The sequence below is a fragment of the Chitinophaga sp. W3I9 genome, assembly GCF_050434025.1.
GTDB lineage: Bacteria > Bacteroidota > Bacteroidia > Chitinophagales > Chitinophagaceae > Chitinophaga.
The window spans coordinates 3,838,413-3,857,094 of sequence record NZ_JBNPWC010000001.1 but is presented as its reverse complement, the minus strand read 5'-3'; the positions used below and the strand labels follow the sequence as shown (position 1 = coordinate 3,857,094).

The following is an 18,682-nucleotide window of genomic DNA, read 5'->3' as shown; positions in this document are numbered from 1 at the left end:
TAAAATAAATTAATGTATGCTTTCTATGTACTATAAGGCAAATGAAATTCTTTTGCTATTCAAGTTCCTTCCTATACAATTAAAGCGAGGGTGTTTATGCCTGCTGATGTGTTGTACCATTTATACGCTACAAGCACAGGAAAAATTCTCCGGGCTTACAGCTAAAGTTGAGTATTCATCCGCCGCCATCAGCGCATCCGCGTTACTCGAATCTATACAAAAACAAACGGACTATACTTTCTCTGTAGACAGAGCGGTATTAAACAGCATCACCGTCCGCGACGTGCACTTTACCAAAACGAATCTCGGTAAAGTATTACAATACCTGGAAGAACATTATGGTCTTGCATTTTCCGTGGCCGGAAAAAATATTGCTGTGAGAAAGGTTGCTGCCGTCAGCCCGGTTCCTCAAAAAAAAACAGCGTCAGCAGAAGGTATATTAAGAGGAAGAATTGTTGACTTCGAAAATGCGCAGCCCTTGCCCGGTGCAACACTACGACTGGATGGAACCGCCAAGATCACCATCAGTGACGATAAAGGTTTTTATAACATCAATAGTATACAAGCCGGTAAATACGCCCTGACGGTTACCTATACGGGCTATGCTACTACCCACCAGATGATCCGGATAGAAGCGGGAAATAATACGGTGGATGTAAAGCTACAGGTGAAATCCACTACTGCCAACACCGTAGTGGTAACTGCTATTAAACGGAAACGGGTGGCCAATACCACAGATGCACAGCTGATCCGGGAACTATACAATGCCAAATCAGTAGTGTCCGGCATTTCCAGCGAGCAAATAGCCAGAACACTTGACCGTGACGCGGCTGAAGTGGTAAAAAGAGTGCCCGGTGTAAATATTTCAGAAGATAATTTTGTTATCGTTCGTGGGTTAAACAAAAGATATAACCTTACCTATCTCAATGATGCAATTGCCCCTGCCAATGATGCTGACAGCCGTTCATTCTCCTATGATGTGATCAGTAGTAACGCAATTGACCGTATTATGGTGTATAAATCTCCTTCTCCTGATCTGCCTGGAGAGTTTTCAGGCGGACTTGTAAAAATATATACCAAGAAAAGCCAGATGACCCGGCAGGTGGATCTTCAGCTTTCTACGCAGTACCGTTCCGGTTCTACATTCGATAATGTCTGGTCTTATGCAGGCGGTAAATATGATTTCCTGGGTTTTGATGATGGTACGCGCAAACTCCCCTCCGGGATACCAAGAGCCGCAAATTTCAATCATCTTACCCCTGCAGAAAATGCCGGATACTCAAAGCAGTTCAAAAATATTTATGTCCTGGATAAAACCTACACGGCGTTACCGGACCTGCGGCTGAATCTCAATTACTACGATGCCTGGAAAACAGGACGGAAATACCTGAAAAACCTTAGCGCCGTTTCTTATTCAAACACCCACGAACAAAGGCTTTCAGAACAACGTTCGCTATATAAATTCTATGACGGGCAGCTCACACAAGGTATTCATGCCGCCAGGATTTCCATAATACAGGATAATGAAATGCAGGTCAGTGACCGGCTGACACTAGCGCTTCATAATTTTCTCAACGTGAATAATCAGCGTATTGCAGTAGAAGATTACCGCAAACTGGATGATTACCCGGGTCAGGAATTCCGCCATACCAATCTTTACTATGTACAAAACACCCTGTACTCCGGCCAATTTGCCGGAACATACCTTTTTGGAAAAAATAAAAGAAATGAACTGAAAGCAAATGCAGGCTATTCCACTATCCATAAGCAGGAGCCAGACAACCGCGACTATACATTCAACAGGCAGCTATCCAATACCGGAGAAAGCCTCTGGGCCCTCAGCACTGAATTGATTTCTTTCTATACACTATCCCGCTCTTTCAATGACATTACCGAAAAAAGCTACCAGGCAAACACTGACCTGAATTACCGGCTTACGGATGTATGGGGGTTTAAAGCAGGCGCTTATTACCAGTCAAGAATGAGGAATTTCAACAACCGGATCTTTATTATCGTAAATGGTGTAAACCTCTACGACCCCAACCTGGCCATCCGGGGTTCAAAATATGATGGCGACAACGGGGAGGTAATGGGAAATGGTCAGCTCATTGAAGAGAAATACCTCCAACATTATTTTGATCCCTCCATGTTCCGCACAGATGGAACCGGTTACCGGTGGTTGGAAAAAACAACCCCCAATAACCAATACTATGCAGACAATACGTTGAAAGCAGGTTATATCAGTACCGATATTAACCTGTTACAGGAGCGTCTTAATATATTTGGCGGCGTGAGGATTGAAGACAATCACTTCCGTATCCTGGGATCCTACGAAAATGGCCTCGCTGCGTATCCGCTTATTGTGGATCAGCCGCTCACCAGCATTCTGCCCTCCGTGAATGCATCTTTTAAGGCAGACAGCTCCCTGATTATCCGCATCGGTTATGGCAAAACACTAAACCGTCCCGAGTTCAGGGAAGCCGCGCCTATGCAATATGTTAACTACGTGGACCAGGAAACCTACAACGGTAACCCGGATCTGAAAACAGTAAATATTCATAACACCGAACTGCGACTGGAATGGTATCCCCGTGGCGCCGGTAGTAATGAACTGATAAATGTAGGCTTCTTTTATAAACAACTCGACCGGCCTATTGAACGTTTCAGGATGATCTTTAGTGAAGGTTTTGACCAGTTTGTATATGTGAATACCGGCAAAGCTAACGTCTATGGCATAGAAGCCGAACTAAGAAAGAACCTGGATTTCGTTTCAGGCAATTTCTTCCGGAATTTATCGGTGGTTCTGAATGGATCCTGGTTCAAAAGCAATGTAGATGTGCCTTCCATGCCACAGTATGTGGGCTATGAAGGCACCAGGTCCAGGCCCATGCAGGGCCAGTCGCCCTATTTGATCAATGCTGCTCTCAACTACGAAAACCCCGGCCTCGGTACAAAAATTTCCATTACCTATAACCGTGCGGCCGACTACATCTATGCAGTAGGTGCCAACCAGGGAAAAAGGGCGGATACCGACATCATGATGAAGTCGAGGAATCAGCTGGACCTGACATGGAGGCAACGCATCAATAAAACGTGGAGCATAGGCGCCGGTGTACAGAATATGCTGAATACACCTGTACTGCTTTACCAGGACTGGAAACACAACTATCACTTTGATAAATTAAAAGGTATTGCACCTGAGCCTGGGCAGGTAATCCCTTTTGACCAGGCAGACATTATATATCGCAGATACTACCAGCATCCTTACTATTCACTCGCTTTAAACATTATTCTCTGATTGTCATGATATGTACCCATATGCAAATAAAATCACCCACTGTATACCTGCTCCTGCTGCCGCTCCTCTTATGCTGCTGCAATAAATTCAGGGAAAAACTGGATCTTCAAAACAACGAATCCGGCATTATTAAGGTAGTGAAGGCTGGTGTCAATATTACGGAAGCACAGATCGATGAAACGATTACGGTATATGCCAAAATAGGAGATCCGGCAGCAGTCGTCAAAATATTCGTTTCGGACGTGGAAGCCCAGGTACTCACCCACGGTAAAGGCAACAGTACGCTTTTAACATCAATCGGAGAACATGTGCAGGTACCTATGGACACCTTTAATATCACTGTTCCCAAGGCGGCCCGCATTGGTCCGGGTAATATTTACTTCTCCGTGAACGGACTTGCAAAACCCGCCCTTCCATTTGTGGTAAAACGGCCGAACATCCTTATTCCAAACCAGGTAACAGTAATACCTTACCTCTTCTCGTATTCCGATAGCCTAAAAAACAGTGACGGGGCATACGAATACACTTTCCCTGTTGAGCTGAAAGACGGTCCTTCCAGACAGGCAGTGGTGAACGTAGTGAAGCAGCTGACCTATGATCGCAATACCCAAACCTTTTACTTCATCGATTTTCAGCAGAGCGATAACTCCCTACGCATCCGGATGATCAAAAACGGAATGGTAACCACCATTGCAGGGGGAGGCGATGATTATTTTGCCACCACTGGTAGTAAACTCAAACTGGGAATAACTGATTTTAGCCCCAGTGCAGCCAATACCGTTGATATGAAACCTGGGCCCGACGGCAAATTATATTTTAAGAACCTGTTTACAGTAGCGCCTGCAACGCCTGACGAAAAACCAGCCGATTACTCGCTGATCCAGAGTTTAGACCCCGCCACCGGTAAAATAACCATCCTTGCCGGTAATAACAAACGCAGTATAGATGCTTATTACTCGAATACAGTAATGAACTACCGTGGATTGGAGGATGGTCCTGCAGATTCAGCGATGATCACTTCTCCCAACGGGCTTACTTTTGATAAAAATGGAAATCTCTATTTTCTGGATATGGAAACATTGCTCCGGGTGCTTAAACCCGATGGCTCTATTAAAACGATAATGGGTAAAGTTAGCAGGGAAGTATTTGATTTTGAAGACGCAGATGGCGTTACCTACCATCCTGTATTGTACACCAATCTCATGGAACATAGTGATGGATTTGGTGATGAAGCACGCTTCTATAACGCTACTAACATGGTAATGGCAGGCAATGGCAAACTCTATGTTCTCAGTAATGGCGCCGGATGGGGCACTAACATTGTAGAAATAAACCTGGATACCCGGGAGGCCTCCACCATTGTAGGCTTACCGGAGGGACAACGCAGTGATTACGAGACCGGCACCTTCAAAGAAGTAGGTTTGCCTTATACGATCACTACCTATGATACCGATTTCGATGGGAATATTGTTTTTGGGTTCACCACTATTTACAAAATGGACCTCAGGGCGGAGACGATCGCGGTGATTGCAGGCGGTCCCATGCAAAATCCTATTCCGCCGGAGTATAAGTCCCAGCGGGCTTTTATGCAGGATCCACATCCCGGCAATAATTGTATACTCGCCAGGCCAAACAGGATCGTATTTGATCAATTCGGCGATCTGTATGTAGGTTATGACAATGTGTGCTGTGGAGCAGATGTGAGAATTGTAAAAATAGTCATTGGAAAATAATAACCACACATTTAAAGTCAAAAAACAATGATAAAAAAATATCTTCTCCTGGTCCTGGCAACAGGGTGGTTACTGATATCCTGTAAGAAGGATAGTGAATTACCAGCTTCTCCCACCCTTGCGTACCTGATGGTATACAATGGTGTACCGGATTTCTATGGCGCCAATAGTATGGTGCTGGTGAATAATACACCTTATGGCCCCCGTAGCTATAATGATAACGGCAATGGATTGGTGGGCGCGTTCAATTTTTCCAAATACACTTACACAGATACCGGCGTTTTCAAAATTGGGTTTACTGATACCACCAATCTGCCGGACAACGCGCATAAAATTTCGGAAACCCTGCTGAAATTTGAAAACCATCAACATTATACGCTTTACCTGCTGGATAGCCTGGGGTTTTATGAAATACGCTATACCCATGACGACGTACAGCCAGATCCTGACCATGCAAAAATAAGGCTGGTACATCTGACGCCTGATATGGGCGCAGTATATATGAAGATTGATACCACCGCGGTTGATGCGATCAAAAACATTGCCTTCCGTAGTGTGAGCAACTATGCCACCGTTTCCCCCGGTCCCAAGCCCGCCATCCGGATCATGTACAGGGATGATGTTACAGGTGAAGAAAGAACACTGGTCCGCAAATCGGTACCACTGGAAGCAGGCAGATGCTATACAGTCATCCTCCGCGGCTACCGCCAACCGGTAGATGGCAATGTAAATAAAACCATCAACCTTTCTACGATCACCAATTTCTGACCTTACAACCGTAATAATGAAAACAACTTTTTTACTTAAACATATACCCGGGATTGTGCTAATGTTTTTGCTGATTGCTTGTAAGAAAGATCAGCCTTCGGCAGATGACCTGGCTATACAAACACCGGTGATCAATAAAGTCAGCAGAACGTTTGCACAAACCGGAGACCGGCTAACGATATACGGCCACCTGCTTATACAGGATGGCCTGCTTACGGAAGTATTTATCGGTGGGCGCCCCGGCGCTATACTGAACCGGTCTGCAGACAGCATCGCCATTATAATTCCGGCCAAAGTGCTGAATGGCCGGATCCGGGTAACGATCAGCCATAATCAGCAATTTAAAAGTGCAGATGGTCCTGAAATAGCGGTAAACCCCACCCCGTTAATAAAAAGCTACTGGCCCAGCTATGCGTTTGCAGGAGATACCGTTGCTTTATACACGGAGAATTTCAGCAGGCAGGATAGTGATAATTTCTTCTATATCGGAAACGCAGCATTAAAAATCGTTTCAAAGAGAGGCAGTGATACCTTTCTTGTTAAACTACCTGCAAATGCAGATACCGGACCTTTATCATGGCATACTTATGATGGCGCTTCAGATACTTTTCCTGTCCCTTTCCCTATCAGGCAGGCCAGCTATGCAGTCAATACCGTAAAGGATTGGCTGCACCTGGATCCTGCGTTCTCTTATATGGATACGCTCGTACGGGGTTATCCCGTGCTCGCTGGCGGTAATTATGCCGACGTCCATAAAAGGATCTACGATTCCGTACTGCTGTATATAGCACATACCGACCGGCCCTACACTATCTTTCTACCGGCAAGTGACAGTTATCTCAGGAATAATATCAGCCGGGAAACCTTTTTGAATAAAATAAAGGCAACACCTTATAATTATAACTCGTTGTTGATTACAGCAATTATTCCAGGCCGCCAGCTCCAGCTGCAAACCCTGCACGCTGGCGATCTTTTCCCTACTGCCTATACCATGAAAATGGTATATGGAGATGATTACAGTGACGAGTATGGAAACTCCGTTTCAATAATAGAACAGGGTGGCGAAAAATATGCGCAACTGACAGGCATCTACGGGGAAACAAATCCACCCGTTAAAATACTCAGAAGTCACCAGGCAGGTAATGCCACCATTCTTGAAACAGACGGCGAACTGGGAATTATCTATTTTTAGACCCGGTTTTCCGTGAGTATCGTTTGAATGTGCCAATTTAAAAGGTGAAAGCCGCTCAGGGAGCAGCTTTCACCTTTTAATAAAACCAGGAAAATCACCATCAGTTCAAAGGCTTTCCCTACACTGTTGTTTCGTTTCTTTTCTTTGCCTCCTGCGTCACCGGGGTAAAGAAGTTAATCAGGTTGCCATCCGGATCCCTGAATAACAGTGAGCGGTTCCCCCACGGCATTGTGGTTGGTTGCTGCACCACCTGTTCGCCTAGCAAACTGGCCAACTGCTGGTATTTGTCATCAACATCGTCAACACCAAACTCAATGATAACCGACCTGTTACTCGAAGCTGTAGCCACCTCATTTCCTCCAAAAAGAGCTAACGTGCGGGTACTTCCTATAGCCAGAGCCCCGAGAGGCGTTCGCAGTTCGGCAAAATCATCAGTATACCATTTAAACGGCACTCCGGTGATGCTCTCATAAAACTGCACCAGGCGTTTAATATCGGCAGTAATAATACGGATGGAAGATAAATTCATATTGTACTTCGTTTTGTTTAGTACAAAGCTATTCCGGCCGTGTGACAACCCTATGTCAGCAGTGTAAACGATAGAAGGTAAACAAGTCGGTTGAAGACAGCTTTGTGAAGCCGGCCTGGCGCAGCATGGTTACTAACTGTCCCCGGTGAAACGTAGAATGGTTAATGATGTGAGGGAATGTTTGCACAAACTCCATCTGGTCTTCTTCGCCATTCGGTTTTATAAAAGAAATTTTTTGCAGATAATTTTCTTCCGGATATTCTTCTATGAAATTTCTCAGGCCGGCGGATGCCTTTCTCCAAATTTCTATTAAATCATTCTTCGTGCCTTTAAACCCGGCTGATAAATAAACCGGATCAGGAACCTTTCTCCAGAAGTCCACCCAGATTTTTTCAGCACTGGCAATATGAATGGCAGTTTGTTGAATGCTGCTGAAACTGCTGATGACAGGCAGGTTCCATTGCTCCTCATCGATTTGATTGAGCCATCCCATAGCAATATTATCTGCCCAGACGTTGTAGTCTGCCAGCGTTATAAAATACTTTTTGTCCATTTTCCTGATGTTTCTCTTTACCTCAATGCGGCTTACTGTTTTTGTCCGTATACCAGCAGCGAGGCTTTAGCGAGGGTAGTGAAGTGTATATTGAAACCTACTAACGCCGGGGTAGCGCTTTTATCCAGTTCCAGTTTTTTGCCCAGGGCATAAACCGTGATCACATAACGATGTGCAGGGCCATCAGGAGGCGCAGCCCCTGCGTAGCCGGGAGTTCCCATATCCGTATTGCTTTGCACGGCGCCTTCCGGAAGTAAATCCTTTGCCGGATTTCCCGCATCCGGCAGGAGTTCGTGCACATCGGCCGGGATATCGAAAACTACCCAATGCCAGAAGCCACTGCCGGTTGGAGCGTCCAGGTCATGCATGGTTACTGCGAAACCCTGCGTTTCTTTCGGGGCGTTCTCCCAATAAAGCTGCGGTGATTGGTTTTCGCCGGAGAATCCCATGCCATTGAAATACTGTTTGCCGGTTAACTGACCGCCAAGCTCGTTGCTCTTCAGGGTGAATGCCTGCGTCAGGGCGCCGCCGCCGGGTGCCGTAGCTGTTACTAGTGTTGCCATAACTTTATGAATTTTATTCAAAGGTAGCCCGGAAGAGGGCTGGCAACAGATAGTGCAACGTTCAAAAAGTGTTGCTAAACGTTCAATTTGACAGCTGGAATTGCTTGGGGGTTATTCCGTGTACTTGTTTAAATGATTGAATGAAGCTCGACAGGTTCTCGTAACCAAGTTCAAAATATATCTCGCTTACTTTGCATTCGCCTTGTTTAAGCAATTGAGCCGCTTTCTGCATTCTCTTTTCAAGCAGCCATTTATTGGGCGAAGTACCATAAATTCTGGCAAAGCGACGCTTAAAGGTGGACAGGCTCATATGACATAGAAAGGCCAGCTCTTCAACGGTCACCGTGTTATACATGTTCGCCGTGATAGCCTGGCGGATCAGCAAATCGTTGTCAGTTTCATCGTTGAAATTGCGGAGCCCCTGGATTTTCTCGGGATAGTGTTCACTTAAATACAGCAGCAATTCTTCCAGTTTCACTTTCCTCAATTCCGCGGACGGAGGCACACCGGAAGCTAAAATAAAACCCAGCGACTCAATGAAGTTTATCAGGAATGCATCTTTCTCAAACACCAGGAAAGGTGCTTCCTGTTTTCTTTGCGCCGGGGTCTGGGGATGACGGAGGAAGAAATCTGCCAGCACTTTATTATCCGCAAAAAGCAGGATACTCCTGTAACGACCACCAGGCGCTGCAATTTTCTCGCTCATGAGGCAATTGCCGGATGAAAGCAGTAAGAACTGATCCGGGTTTATGGTTACCTGTGATCCGGCGTATTGAACGCTCTTCTGGCCTTCCAGCAGGAAACTGAATAAGTTTTGCCGCAATTCAATTTTGCCATTAATATTTGCCACGTCCGGGTTATACAGCATAACAGCCACCTGCTCCAGCGTATTTTGTGAACCGGCAGTAGGATGACCGGCAGGTAATATAGATTGCTTCATAAAACGGTGTATATAAAACAATGCGAATTTACATTTTTTTGATTTGAGAGCCGCGTGCCGGCTATGGCTTTATACCACCGCATATTAGGCCAGGTAAGCATTCCACGTCATCCTTTTACTTCCTGGTTCCTTAACCAAGGCTACCTCAAAAATACATCTCCCCGGCGAATCCTGGATGAGATTGCTCTGCTACTGTAAAGTGCTCGCTGAAAGAATCTCCAAAATGTAAAGCTAATTCTGTATTCAATACATCAACTGTAAGGCTTTTCTGTACTAAGACACCGTAGCCGTGCTATCGGCCTGGTGGGACGAGTGCACGGCTACGGCGCAGGCGGGCTAAATAACCGACTGCTGGTATATTCCCGGAACCCAAAGGAAACTACGTTGTCAGAACCTGACAACAGACCAAAACGCCTTCTTTGGTTGCAAATCCTTGTCGAATAAAAGGGGATAGTCTTTCCGGCCACGTACAGGGAAGTTATCAAGCCAGCTGTATCTGTCAGATATATTCCAGAACGTCACACCGGTTAAAGCATTACTATACTTCCGGAAAACATCAAAACACATACGGAATTGTTCGATCTGCCGCTGTTCCCTGGCAGCAGTAAAAGCAAAGGCGCTGTCGCCCGGTTGCCTTTCCCGCATTTCGTGCTCCTTTGCGTAAACAGAGATGTCGAGTTCAGTGACCTGTAGTTTCAGGTTCAGGGTGAGAAAATCCTCAAAAGTCTTTTCCAACTGCTCTTTGGAGGGCTCATTGATGGCCCAGTGGCCCTGCAGGCCAATACCATGCACCGGCACGCCTTTGGCGATCAGGCCAGTCAGCAGTTGCATTATTTTTTTCCGCTTTACGGGGTTAATTTCATTATAATCATTGTAAAACAACAACGCCTCCGGATCGGCTTCATGGGCCCACTGAAATGCCTTCTCAATAAATTCCTCACCGCAGATCTGGTACCAGGGCGAATTCCGGTACATTTCATCCCGCTGATCACTTATCACTTCGTTGGCAACATCCCAGGCATACACCACGCCTTTGTACCTTTTCACTACTGTTGTAATGTGATCTTTTAACCGCTGCAGCAATACTTCTTTAGACACCTGCTGTCCGCTGGCATCCTTAAAGATCCACTCCGGCGCCTGCCGGTGCCAGACTAATGTATGCCCCCGCAACTTCATGCCGTTTCTACGGGCAAATGCCGCTATGGAGTCGGCGTCTTTCCAGTTATACCATTGCTCACGGGGATGGATAACGCTCATCTTCATGGCATTTTCGGGCGTGAGACTATTAAACTGGCTGATAAGTAATCCCGCTTCATCTGTTCGCAGGGCACGAGCGGAAACAGCCACGCCTATAGGAAAATAATTTTTGTAGTAATCCTTCAACCCGCCCGTTCCGGGAGCAGCAGCGGGTTGTGGACGGTAGGCGAAGCAACAAAAGCTCACCGAAATAACGATCAAAGTAATAGCAGCAAAGCTGGTATATTTCATATGAAAATTGTTCATGAAGTGGTTATTCCAATTTTATTTAAATGCACTCAAAGGCTGGATAGTGCCGTCACTATTATACTTCATCTCAGTTACCTTCACGTTTCTCAAATGGGTTTTACCGGACAGCTGCGTATCGTGGTAAAACAAATACCATTTATCGCCAATCTGAATAATGGAGTGATGATTGGTCCAGCCATCAACAGGTTTCAGTATCACCCCCTGGTATTTAAACGGTCCGTACGGATTATCCCCGATCGCATACACGATATTATGCGTATCCCCTGTTGAGTAAGAGAGATAATACTTCCCATTATACTTATGCATCCAGGCGGCTTCAAAAAAACGTTTATCATTGTCCTTTTCCAGGAACAGGTTACCATTGCTGTCTGTTATTTTTATTTCTGCGGGCTCCCCTTCCAGGCTTTTCATTCCCGGCGAAAGCCTGGCCACACGCGGAAGAATCGCTGTCTCATCTTTATTACGCAGCTTTGCGGAAGAATCGTACCGGTTGTTGTTCCAGTTCTGCAACTGCCCTCCCCAGATACCTCCAAAGTATAAATAAAACGAGCCATCATCATCCCGGAATACAGTCGGATCAATGCTATAGGTTCCTTTAAGCGGCTCCTTTTCTGCCGTAAATGGACCTTCCGGCTTCGGGGAAGTAGCCACCCCTATTTTAAATAAACCCTGCTTATCCTTTGCGGGGAAATACAGGTAGTAAGTTCCCAGAGAAAACGCTGCATCCGGCGCCCATAGTTGCTGCGAAGCCCACGATACATCTTCTACCTTCAAGGCAACACCATGGTCTGTTACCTTTCCTCCAATGGAATCCATGGAAAGGATACGATAGTCGGCCATCCTGAAATGATCACCATTATCATTCTCTGTAGTGCTTGTTGCAGTATCATGAGATGGATAGATAAATATTTTACCATCAAAATAATGGGCCGATGGATCGGCAGTATAGATATGAGACACCAGTGGCTGGGAAGCATATTTTCCGGTTGTTCCTTCAGTGATCGCACGTCCGGCACGTGGCGGACTACAGGCAACCATGTAAAAAATAACTATCACGGACAACAGGTACTTAAACGATGTTTTTCCCGGTGTACAATACATTTTCTTTGATTTAAGTGAATAAAATAAATTCAACATAAGCAGTTATAACCCGGGAACAACGCTGGCGGCGTTGCCCTTCTTTCCGGGCGTGGCGTTGGTGAAAGAAAACCAGTTAAGACTCACCGGCGATCCCGCATCTCCCGTAAACTTAAAAGTCAGCCGGTGTTTCCCCGTCAGTTTTTTAACTGGTATAGAGATGGTGCTATATTCCTTAGCCGTAGTGGCAGGCAGCGTGATGGACGCATAAGGGTTCAGGGAATCTTTGTCAACATACACGGTAACATGCCCCTGTCCGGGAGAAACCCGCAGCAGGAGCAGCTGGTAGCCCTTCTCAAAATCCACCTGGTTAAACCTGATCCAGGAACCATCGGTTAAATTGGAGATATCCTGATCACCGGGATGGCTCAAATCCTTGCTGGCGGTGGCATGCCCCAGGTGTATTTCATCATACATTTCCGCCTGAACAAACGAAGCCGCTTTAAAAAGATTGGGCGGCCCCTGGCGGGTATCCATCCGGAACCAGTTAAAATCCACATACCCGCCCGGCCGCCCGGTGGCATAGTTAAACAATGTAAACCTGTTGCCCGTAAACATCTTCAGGTCAAACTTCATGTTCAACGTATCGCCAATGGGAATAAACACCTTGTTATCAAAACTATAAGAAAAATGAGCCTGGTCTTTAACCGTATTGACCGACGCTTTGAAAAAGATAACATTCCTTTTCCCTAAAGCAATACTATCGATGGTTTTCCCCGCATTTTCCATTACAATAAACTTTGCACCTGCTGCTGCCTTTACACCAATGAGTGCATGAGGGATTTGCAATACCGCAAGACCTGCCACATCTCCCACCTGCATGTGGCTCACATCCAACTCCGTGGTGGCATCGGAGAAGGGACCAAAGATCCGTTGGGCCAGGGAATTCCGCGCCTGCGGAAGGTTGGTTGCAATACCGCTGGTAATCAGCCGCAGATAACCTTTTCGCGCGGTGAGCGACCAGGCGCTGTCGTTTGGATTATGGTTCCAGGCCCACTGAATGGCTGGCTTATCTGTATTAAATTCATCGCTGGTAGGCAGCATCCGCACGGGTGAAAGAGTACCTGTATTGGGCTTGGCATAGGTAACCACTGCCCGGCCATCTTTTCCTACCATGGGCCAGCCATCTACCCACTGAACCGGCTGCAGCGTGGGCACTCTTCCTACGCCTCCCCTGTCCTGGAAAATCACACTCCACCATTCCCCTTTCTGCGTTTCAATCAATGCCCCCTGGTGAACACCCCTGCCATGAAGGTTCATATCGTCCTTTAACACAATCTTCTCTTCATAGGGACCAAAAATATTTTTTGACCGGAGACAACATTGATAACCATCCCCACCACCATAAGTAGCATAGATATAGTAGTACCCGTTTATCTTGTAAACATGCGATCCCTCCAGCCCGGGTCTCTGCACCTTGTCAAACACCACACTGTCCCTGCTAATTGGGGCCAGGCTGGAATCTACTTCTGTGACTGATATTTTGTTATAACCATGCGCGATATAGGTGCGCCCGTCGTCATCGAAAAAAAGGCCTGCATCGTAATAAGGTCTTGCCAGCTTTCGTATCTCCCAGGGACCTTCGGCTTTAGGGGCTGTGCATAAAAAGCCGCCTTCATTCAGCGTAAGAAAGAGGATGTGAAATTTTCCATTGTGATAACGGATACTGCTGGCCCACTGGCCCTTCCCATACCGGTTACCGCCGTTTAGATCGTAGAAGGGATGTTGTTTAAACCGCTCCACCGCATTGGAAGCATACTCCCAGTTCACCAGGTCTTTCGACTTCAGCACAGGAACACCCGGGAAAAAATACATGGTAGTGGTTACCATGTAGTAAGTATCTCCCACACGGATCACATCATTGTCCGGAAAATCAGCCCAGATAATCGGATTTGTAAAGGTACCGTCTCCATTATCAGACTGCTGCGCCTGAAGAGCGGTACCTGTAAACAAGAGGGCCATAACGAGGAATCTTTTCAAACCTTTCGCGGTTAGATCTATAAGCATCTTCAAAAAATTATACTATCACCCGCTGCCGTTTTGTCCACACTAGACATTTAGTCACTTACGTTTAAGCGCGGCAAATGGTGACCAGCGATAAAACAAAAATACCCGGACTATGTTTCTGTTGATAGCTCATTTGTTGAAATTGATAGCACAATTGTCTTAAAGACAATCATTTTAAGCGCAAGAAACTACCAGGGGACCGGCGCGGCGCAGATAAACACCGGTAACACTTTTAAGATTGCTTTACAATACTTAAATTGGGTGATGAAATAGTCCCGGCAAAGTTCCATGTACGAAAGTTCAACCAACATCTTGTTTTTTAACGACTGCCTGATATGTTTAAATATAAATTCCCGTTCCTCTGTTGCTTACTGTTCCTGGTTCAGATAGGTTGGGCGCAAACAAAGAAAATAAACTTCACCTCACTGGCCGCAAAAGACGGATTGGTGTCCAATGCGGTGAACTACATCATCAAAGACCACTACGGCCTGATGTGGTTTGCCACGGATGATGGCCTGAATAAATTTGACGGTACTAATTTTACGGCGTACCGGCACAATCCCGGCGATTCTTCCAGCCTCAGGGCAAACGAGGTATTGGTACTTCATGAAGACAAAAACGGCAACCTCTGGATAGGCACCAGTGGCGGCGGGCTCAGCCTGTATGACCGCAAAAAGGATGCTTTTATTCACTTCCCGGTAAACGCCAATACGCCTGAACTGCCCTCCAACGCTGTTATCATGGACATTTGCAGCGATACTTCAGGAAAGGTTTGGATAGCGCAGTATGAGAACCTCTTTCAGCTTGATCCTGTTACCCGCCATATTTCCAGGATCAAACTCGAAACGGGAAAAGACAGCCAGGAAGCAACGAAAACGCTGGGCTGTGTTTTGGTCGACAAAAAACAACAAATCTGGATAGGCACTACCATTGGTCTTTACTGCTATTCCCCGTCAACAGGCGCCTTAAAGCTGGTATTCAACACAGCAGCGAAATCCAGCGCGCCGGATAATGATATACAGGCCATTGCAGCCGACAAAAACGGCCAGATCTGGGTGGGTACCTTAGCCGGCCTATGCATGTTGCAACCAGACTGCTCCGGATTTACCCCCTACCGGGCATCCACCGGGAATGCGCCCATCAGCAATGTGCAGGTGAACAATATTGAGCCCGACGACGATGACCAGTTGTGGATCAGTACACAGGAAGGACTCATGGTGCTTAATACCAGGACACAAGCCGTTGATCAATATCTTCCGGACAATGGAAATATCTATAGCCTTACCAGCCAGTCGATCAGATGCACCTATATCGACCGGCAGGGAATTTACTGGATAGGCACCTTTCGCGGCGGCGTGAATAAATACGATAAAAACCTGAACCTCTTCAATTTCAAGCCCGGCACTATCTTTCATACATCCGACCGCAAGTCGTCGATAGTAAGTGCTTTTGCAGAAAAGAGTGCGGAAAATATCCTGATCGGCACCGACGGCGGAGGTTTGTTCGAGTTCAATCGTAATACCGGGAAAGCCCAGCCAGTCAACATCCCGCTTCCGGCAAACAATAATGTGTCCATCATGGCGCTTCACTACACGCAGGACAAAAAGCTGTTTATTGGCACTTACGCCCATGGTCTGCTGATTTCCAGCGGCGCCGGCAATTATAAACGCCTGGTAAAAGGAACCGGCCCGGACAACCTGAACGCCAATGATGTTTTTTGTATAAAGGAAGATAGTAAGGGCGACGTTTGGGTGGGTACCAACGGTGAGGGTGTGAATATATTAAGAAATGAAAAAGTTGTTGCCAGATTTAGTCCGCATCCCAGGCCAGGCATGCCTGAAGAAAAAAAGCTCCCGTTTAATGGATACATCAGGACCATTGAAGAAGATGCAGAAGGCAACATCTGGATTGGTTCACACGGCGGGGGAATCGGCGTCTATCATCCCGCCAACAACAAATGGGATATCTATACCCAGGGCAACAGTCAGCTGGCAGGCGATAAAGTGCAGGTGATACTGCGCGACAGCCGCGGAAATATATGGGTAGGCACCTATGGCGGGGGGCTGAGCCTGTTCGATAAAGCCACCGGGCGATTCATCAATTACGACGAAAAAGACGGGCTGCAGAATACCACCATCTACCAGATCCTGGAAGATAAAGACGGCATCCTTTGGTTAAGTACCAACACGGGCATCAGCAGCTTTAATGCTGCCACAAAAAAAATCAGGAACTACAGCCATTACAACGGCGCGCAAAATAATAACTTCGTACATACGTCTGGGTTACGGCTGTCTGACGGGGATATCATGTTCGGCGGATTGGAAGGCTTTAATTACTTCACCCCTTCCGGGTTAACGGTGAACAGGAATGTGCCGGTTGTTCTGCTGACAGACTTAAAAGTGTCCAACAAATCAGTGATCCCGGGGGAAGACAGTCCCATCAAAGATCACATTTCGGTTACCAGCGAAATCAGGCTTGAATACAAACAAAACTTTACCCTCAGCTTCGTAGCGCTGAATTATACCATCCCCAGGAAAAATTATTACGCCTATAAACTGGAAGGATTTGATAAAGACTGGAACTATACAGGCACCATCAATACCGCCTCCTATACCAACCTGGATCCGGGAGAATATACCTTTCACGTGAAAGCAAGCAATAACGATGGGGTATGGAATACGAAGGACACCACGATAAAGATCTATGTAAGGCCGCCTTTCTGGCGAACCATTTATGCCTACCTGTTTTATATCTCCGCCATCTGCGCCCTGCTGTTGTACAGCCGGTACCGCGGAATAGCCAGGATAAGAAAGAAGTTCCTGGCCGAGCAGGAAAAACAGGAAACAAAACGTGTCCGTGAGTTGGACCGGATGAAAATTAAATTCCTTACCAACCTCAGTCATGACTTCAGGACACCCATTTCCTTAATCCTTGGGCCGGTGGAGCAATTAATTGCCAGTGAACAAACAGGGAACAGGCTGGAAAAACTGAATATGATCAAGCGCAATTCCAGGCGGTTGCTCAATCTGGTTAATCAACTGCTGGATTTCCGGAAAATGGAGGAACATGAGCTAAAACTGCAGCTGGCAAAAGGAGAATTGGTATCCTTTATAAAAGAGGTAACGGACTCTTTCAGTGACTTTGCCGAACGGAAAAACATCCGTTTCACCTTTAGCAGCAGAACCTCCTCCCTGTACGTTTTCTTCGACCATGATAAAATGGAACGTATTCTTTTTAACCTGCTTTCAAACGCATTTAAATTCACCCAGGAAGAAGATGCGGTGATGGTGGAACTGCAGTTGCTGGAAAAGCCCGCTACTCCCGGCTTACAATGGGTGCTCATTACAGTGAAAGATACGGGTATTGGTATTCCGAAAGATAAGAGAGAAAAAGTATTCGACCACTTCTTCCAAACCAATACCAGTTCCGCTATACTTAACCAGGGCACAGGTATCGGGTTATCCATTACAAAGGAATTTGTAAAAATGCACGGGGGAGATATTGAAGTGGAAAGTGAATCCGGACAAGGCGCTACCTTCTCCATACAACTTCCGTTAAAAATAGCCGAGCAGGAAACCCCTCCCCTGGCTACAGCTTTAGCATCCCAGCAGGAAGATACTGCGTTACCGGAGGCATCCCGCGTATTGCCCGCCGCACAAAGCTTCTCAGAGATGTCAACGATATTACTGGTGGAAGATAATGAAGACTTCAGGTTCTATCTTAAAGATAACCTCCGCAACAGCTACAAGGTAATAGAAGCAGCCAATGGTAAAGACGGCTGGCAAAAGGCACTGGCGCTGCATCCGCATCTGATTGTCAGTGATATCACCATGCCGCAAATGGATGGTATCAGCCTGCTGCAAAAACTGAAATCAGACAAAAGAACCAGCCATATACCGGTGATATTACTGACCGCACTTACCAATGAAGAACAACAGATCTCAGGACTGGAAACCGGCGCCAATGATTACCTGATTAAGCCGTTTAATTTTGAGATACTTCATGCGAAGATCCGGAACCTGCTGCATCTCAATCATACCCTGAAAAACACCTATACCAAACAAATAAAAGTGCATGCCCCCGAAGTGCAGAAAGAATCAACAGATGAAAAACTGCTGAACAGGATCGTTTGTCATCTCGAAGAAAAGCTGACCGATTCCCAGCTTTCTGTTGAAAGCCTCAGTAAAGAGGTTGGCATGAGCCGCAGCTCCCTGTATAATAAATTACTGGAGCTCACCGGGCAAACACCTGTTGAATACATCCGTTCCTACCGGCTGGAAAAAGCGATGACCCTCATGCAAAAAAGCGACATGACCATTGCGGAAATCGCCTACCAGGTGGGATTTTCCACGCCTAACTATTTCGCTAAATCATTCAAGAATAAATACAATATGCTGCCCTCTGAATTTATAGCGCAGGTTAAAAAAGAAAACAGCAGCGAATAACCCTTCCTCAA

Annotated in this window: 12 protein-coding genes; 5 read left to right on the top strand and 7 right to left on the bottom strand. The window is 46.3% G+C overall.

What is annotated here, in order from left to right; all coding sequences use genetic code 11:
* Positions 1 to 106: 106 nt before the first annotated feature.
* Genes QFZ51_RS15905 through QFZ51_RS15890 form a run of 4 tightly spaced genes read left to right on the top strand, consistent with a single transcriptional unit; the run spans position 107 to position 6,991 of the window.
* Positions 107 to 3,298, top strand: a complete 3,192-nt coding sequence (locus QFZ51_RS15905; RefSeq protein ID WP_429047098.1) for a TonB-dependent receptor domain-containing protein — start codon at positions 107 to 109, stop codon at positions 3,296 to 3,298.
* 20 nt (positions 3,299 to 3,318) lie between these two features.
* Positions 3,319 to 5,031 (top strand): hypothetical protein, encoded by a 1,713-nt coding sequence (locus QFZ51_RS15900; protein WP_429047096.1) that lies wholly within the window; start codon positions 3,319 to 3,321, stop codon positions 5,029 to 5,031.
* 27 nt (positions 5,032 to 5,058) lie between these two features.
* Entirely contained in the window at positions 5,059 to 5,799 is a 741-nt protein-coding gene (locus QFZ51_RS15895; protein WP_429047095.1) for a DUF4397 domain-containing protein, read from the top strand.
* Between the two features lie 16 nt (positions 5,800 to 5,815).
* The gene (locus QFZ51_RS15890) at positions 5,816 to 6,991 is read left to right on the top strand and encodes an IPT/TIG domain-containing protein (protein WP_429047094.1); all 1,176 of its coding nucleotides are present in this window, start codon (positions 5,816 to 5,818) and stop codon (positions 6,989 to 6,991) included.
* A gap of 118 nt (positions 6,992 to 7,109) precedes the next feature.
* Here QFZ51_RS15890 and QFZ51_RS15885 read toward each other — a convergent pair whose 3' ends face one another.
* The 7 genes from QFZ51_RS15885 to QFZ51_RS15855 all read right to left on the bottom strand — a co-directional run bounded on the left by QFZ51_RS15885 (position 7,110) and on the right by QFZ51_RS15855 (position 14,226).
* Positions 7,110 to 7,520, bottom strand: a complete 411-nt coding sequence (locus tag QFZ51_RS15885) for a VOC family protein (protein WP_429047092.1) — start codon at positions 7,518 to 7,520, stop codon at positions 7,110 to 7,112.
* Positions 7,521 to 7,575: 55 nt separating this feature from the next.
* Positions 7,576 to 8,073 carry a DinB family protein gene (locus tag QFZ51_RS15880; protein WP_429047090.1) on the bottom strand — a complete coding sequence of 166 codons (498 nt, stop codon included), beginning with the start codon at positions 8,071 to 8,073 and terminating at the stop codon, positions 7,576 to 7,578.
* Positions 8,074 to 8,105: 32 nt separating this feature from the next.
* Positions 8,106 to 8,636, bottom strand: a complete 531-nt coding sequence (locus tag QFZ51_RS15875) for a YbhB/YbcL family Raf kinase inhibitor-like protein (protein WP_429047089.1) — start codon at positions 8,634 to 8,636, stop codon at positions 8,106 to 8,108.
* Positions 8,637 to 8,718: 82 nt separating this feature from the next.
* The gene (locus QFZ51_RS15870) at positions 8,719 to 9,576 is read right to left on the bottom strand and encodes a helix-turn-helix domain-containing protein (protein WP_429047087.1); all 858 of its coding nucleotides are present in this window, start codon (positions 9,574 to 9,576) and stop codon (positions 8,719 to 8,721) included.
* A gap of 387 nt (positions 9,577 to 9,963) precedes the next feature.
* Complete coding sequence (locus QFZ51_RS15865; protein WP_429047085.1) at positions 9,964 to 11,079, bottom strand: endo-1,4-beta-xylanase; 1,116 nt, start codon at positions 11,077 to 11,079, stop codon at positions 9,964 to 9,966.
* An 18-nt stretch (positions 11,080 to 11,097) separates the two neighbouring features.
* Positions 11,098 to 12,183 carry a glycoside hydrolase family 43 protein gene (locus QFZ51_RS15860; protein WP_429047084.1) on the bottom strand — a complete coding sequence of 362 codons (1,086 nt, stop codon included), beginning with the start codon at positions 12,181 to 12,183 and terminating at the stop codon, positions 11,098 to 11,100.
* 42 nt (positions 12,184 to 12,225) lie between these two features.
* Complete coding sequence (locus QFZ51_RS15855; RefSeq protein WP_429047083.1) at positions 12,226 to 14,226, bottom strand: family 43 glycosylhydrolase; 2,001 nt, start codon at positions 14,224 to 14,226, stop codon at positions 12,226 to 12,228.
* Positions 14,227 to 14,561: 335 nt separating this feature from the next.
* On the opposite strand from QFZ51_RS15855, the gene QFZ51_RS15850 reads away from it, so the two are divergent.
* Positions 14,562 to 18,671 (top strand): hybrid sensor histidine kinase/response regulator transcription factor, encoded by a 4,110-nt coding sequence (locus QFZ51_RS15850; RefSeq protein ID WP_429047082.1) that lies wholly within the window; start codon positions 14,562 to 14,564, stop codon positions 18,669 to 18,671.
* Positions 18,672 to 18,682 lie beyond the last annotated feature (11 nt).

Coding starts and splice junctions, on each gene's coding strand:
- QFZ51_RS15875 (WP_429047089.1), bottom strand. CDS start 8,636: ATGGCAACACTAGTAACAGCTACGGCACCCGGCGGCGGCGCCCTGACG.
- QFZ51_RS15855 (WP_429047083.1), bottom strand. CDS start 14,226: ATGCTTATAGATCTAACCGCGAAAGGTTTGAAAAGATTCCTCGTTATG.
- QFZ51_RS15890 (WP_429047094.1), top strand. CDS start 5,816: ATGAAAACAACTTTTTTACTTAAACATATACCCGGGATTGTGCTAATG.
- QFZ51_RS15905 (WP_429047098.1), top strand. CDS start 107: ATGTGTTGTACCATTTATACGCTACAAGCACAGGAAAAATTCTCCGGG.
- QFZ51_RS15900 (WP_429047096.1), top strand. CDS start 3,319: ATGCAAATAAAATCACCCACTGTATACCTGCTCCTGCTGCCGCTCCTC.
- QFZ51_RS15860 (WP_429047084.1), bottom strand. CDS start 12,183: ATGTATTGTACACCGGGAAAAACATCGTTTAAGTACCTGTTGTCCGTG.
- QFZ51_RS15885 (WP_429047092.1), bottom strand. CDS start 7,520: ATGAATTTATCTTCCATCCGTATTATTACTGCCGATATTAAACGCCTG.
- QFZ51_RS15895 (WP_429047095.1), top strand. CDS start 5,059: ATGATAAAAAAATATCTTCTCCTGGTCCTGGCAACAGGGTGGTTACTG.
- QFZ51_RS15850 (WP_429047082.1), top strand. CDS start 14,562: ATGTTTAAATATAAATTCCCGTTCCTCTGTTGCTTACTGTTCCTGGTT.
- QFZ51_RS15865 (WP_429047085.1), bottom strand. CDS start 11,079: ATGAACAATTTTCATATGAAATATACCAGCTTTGCTGCTATTACTTTG.
- QFZ51_RS15870 (WP_429047087.1), bottom strand. CDS start 9,576: ATGAAGCAATCTATATTACCTGCCGGTCATCCTACTGCCGGTTCACAA.
- QFZ51_RS15880 (WP_429047090.1), bottom strand. CDS start 8,073: ATGGACAAAAAGTATTTTATAACGCTGGCAGACTACAACGTCTGGGCA.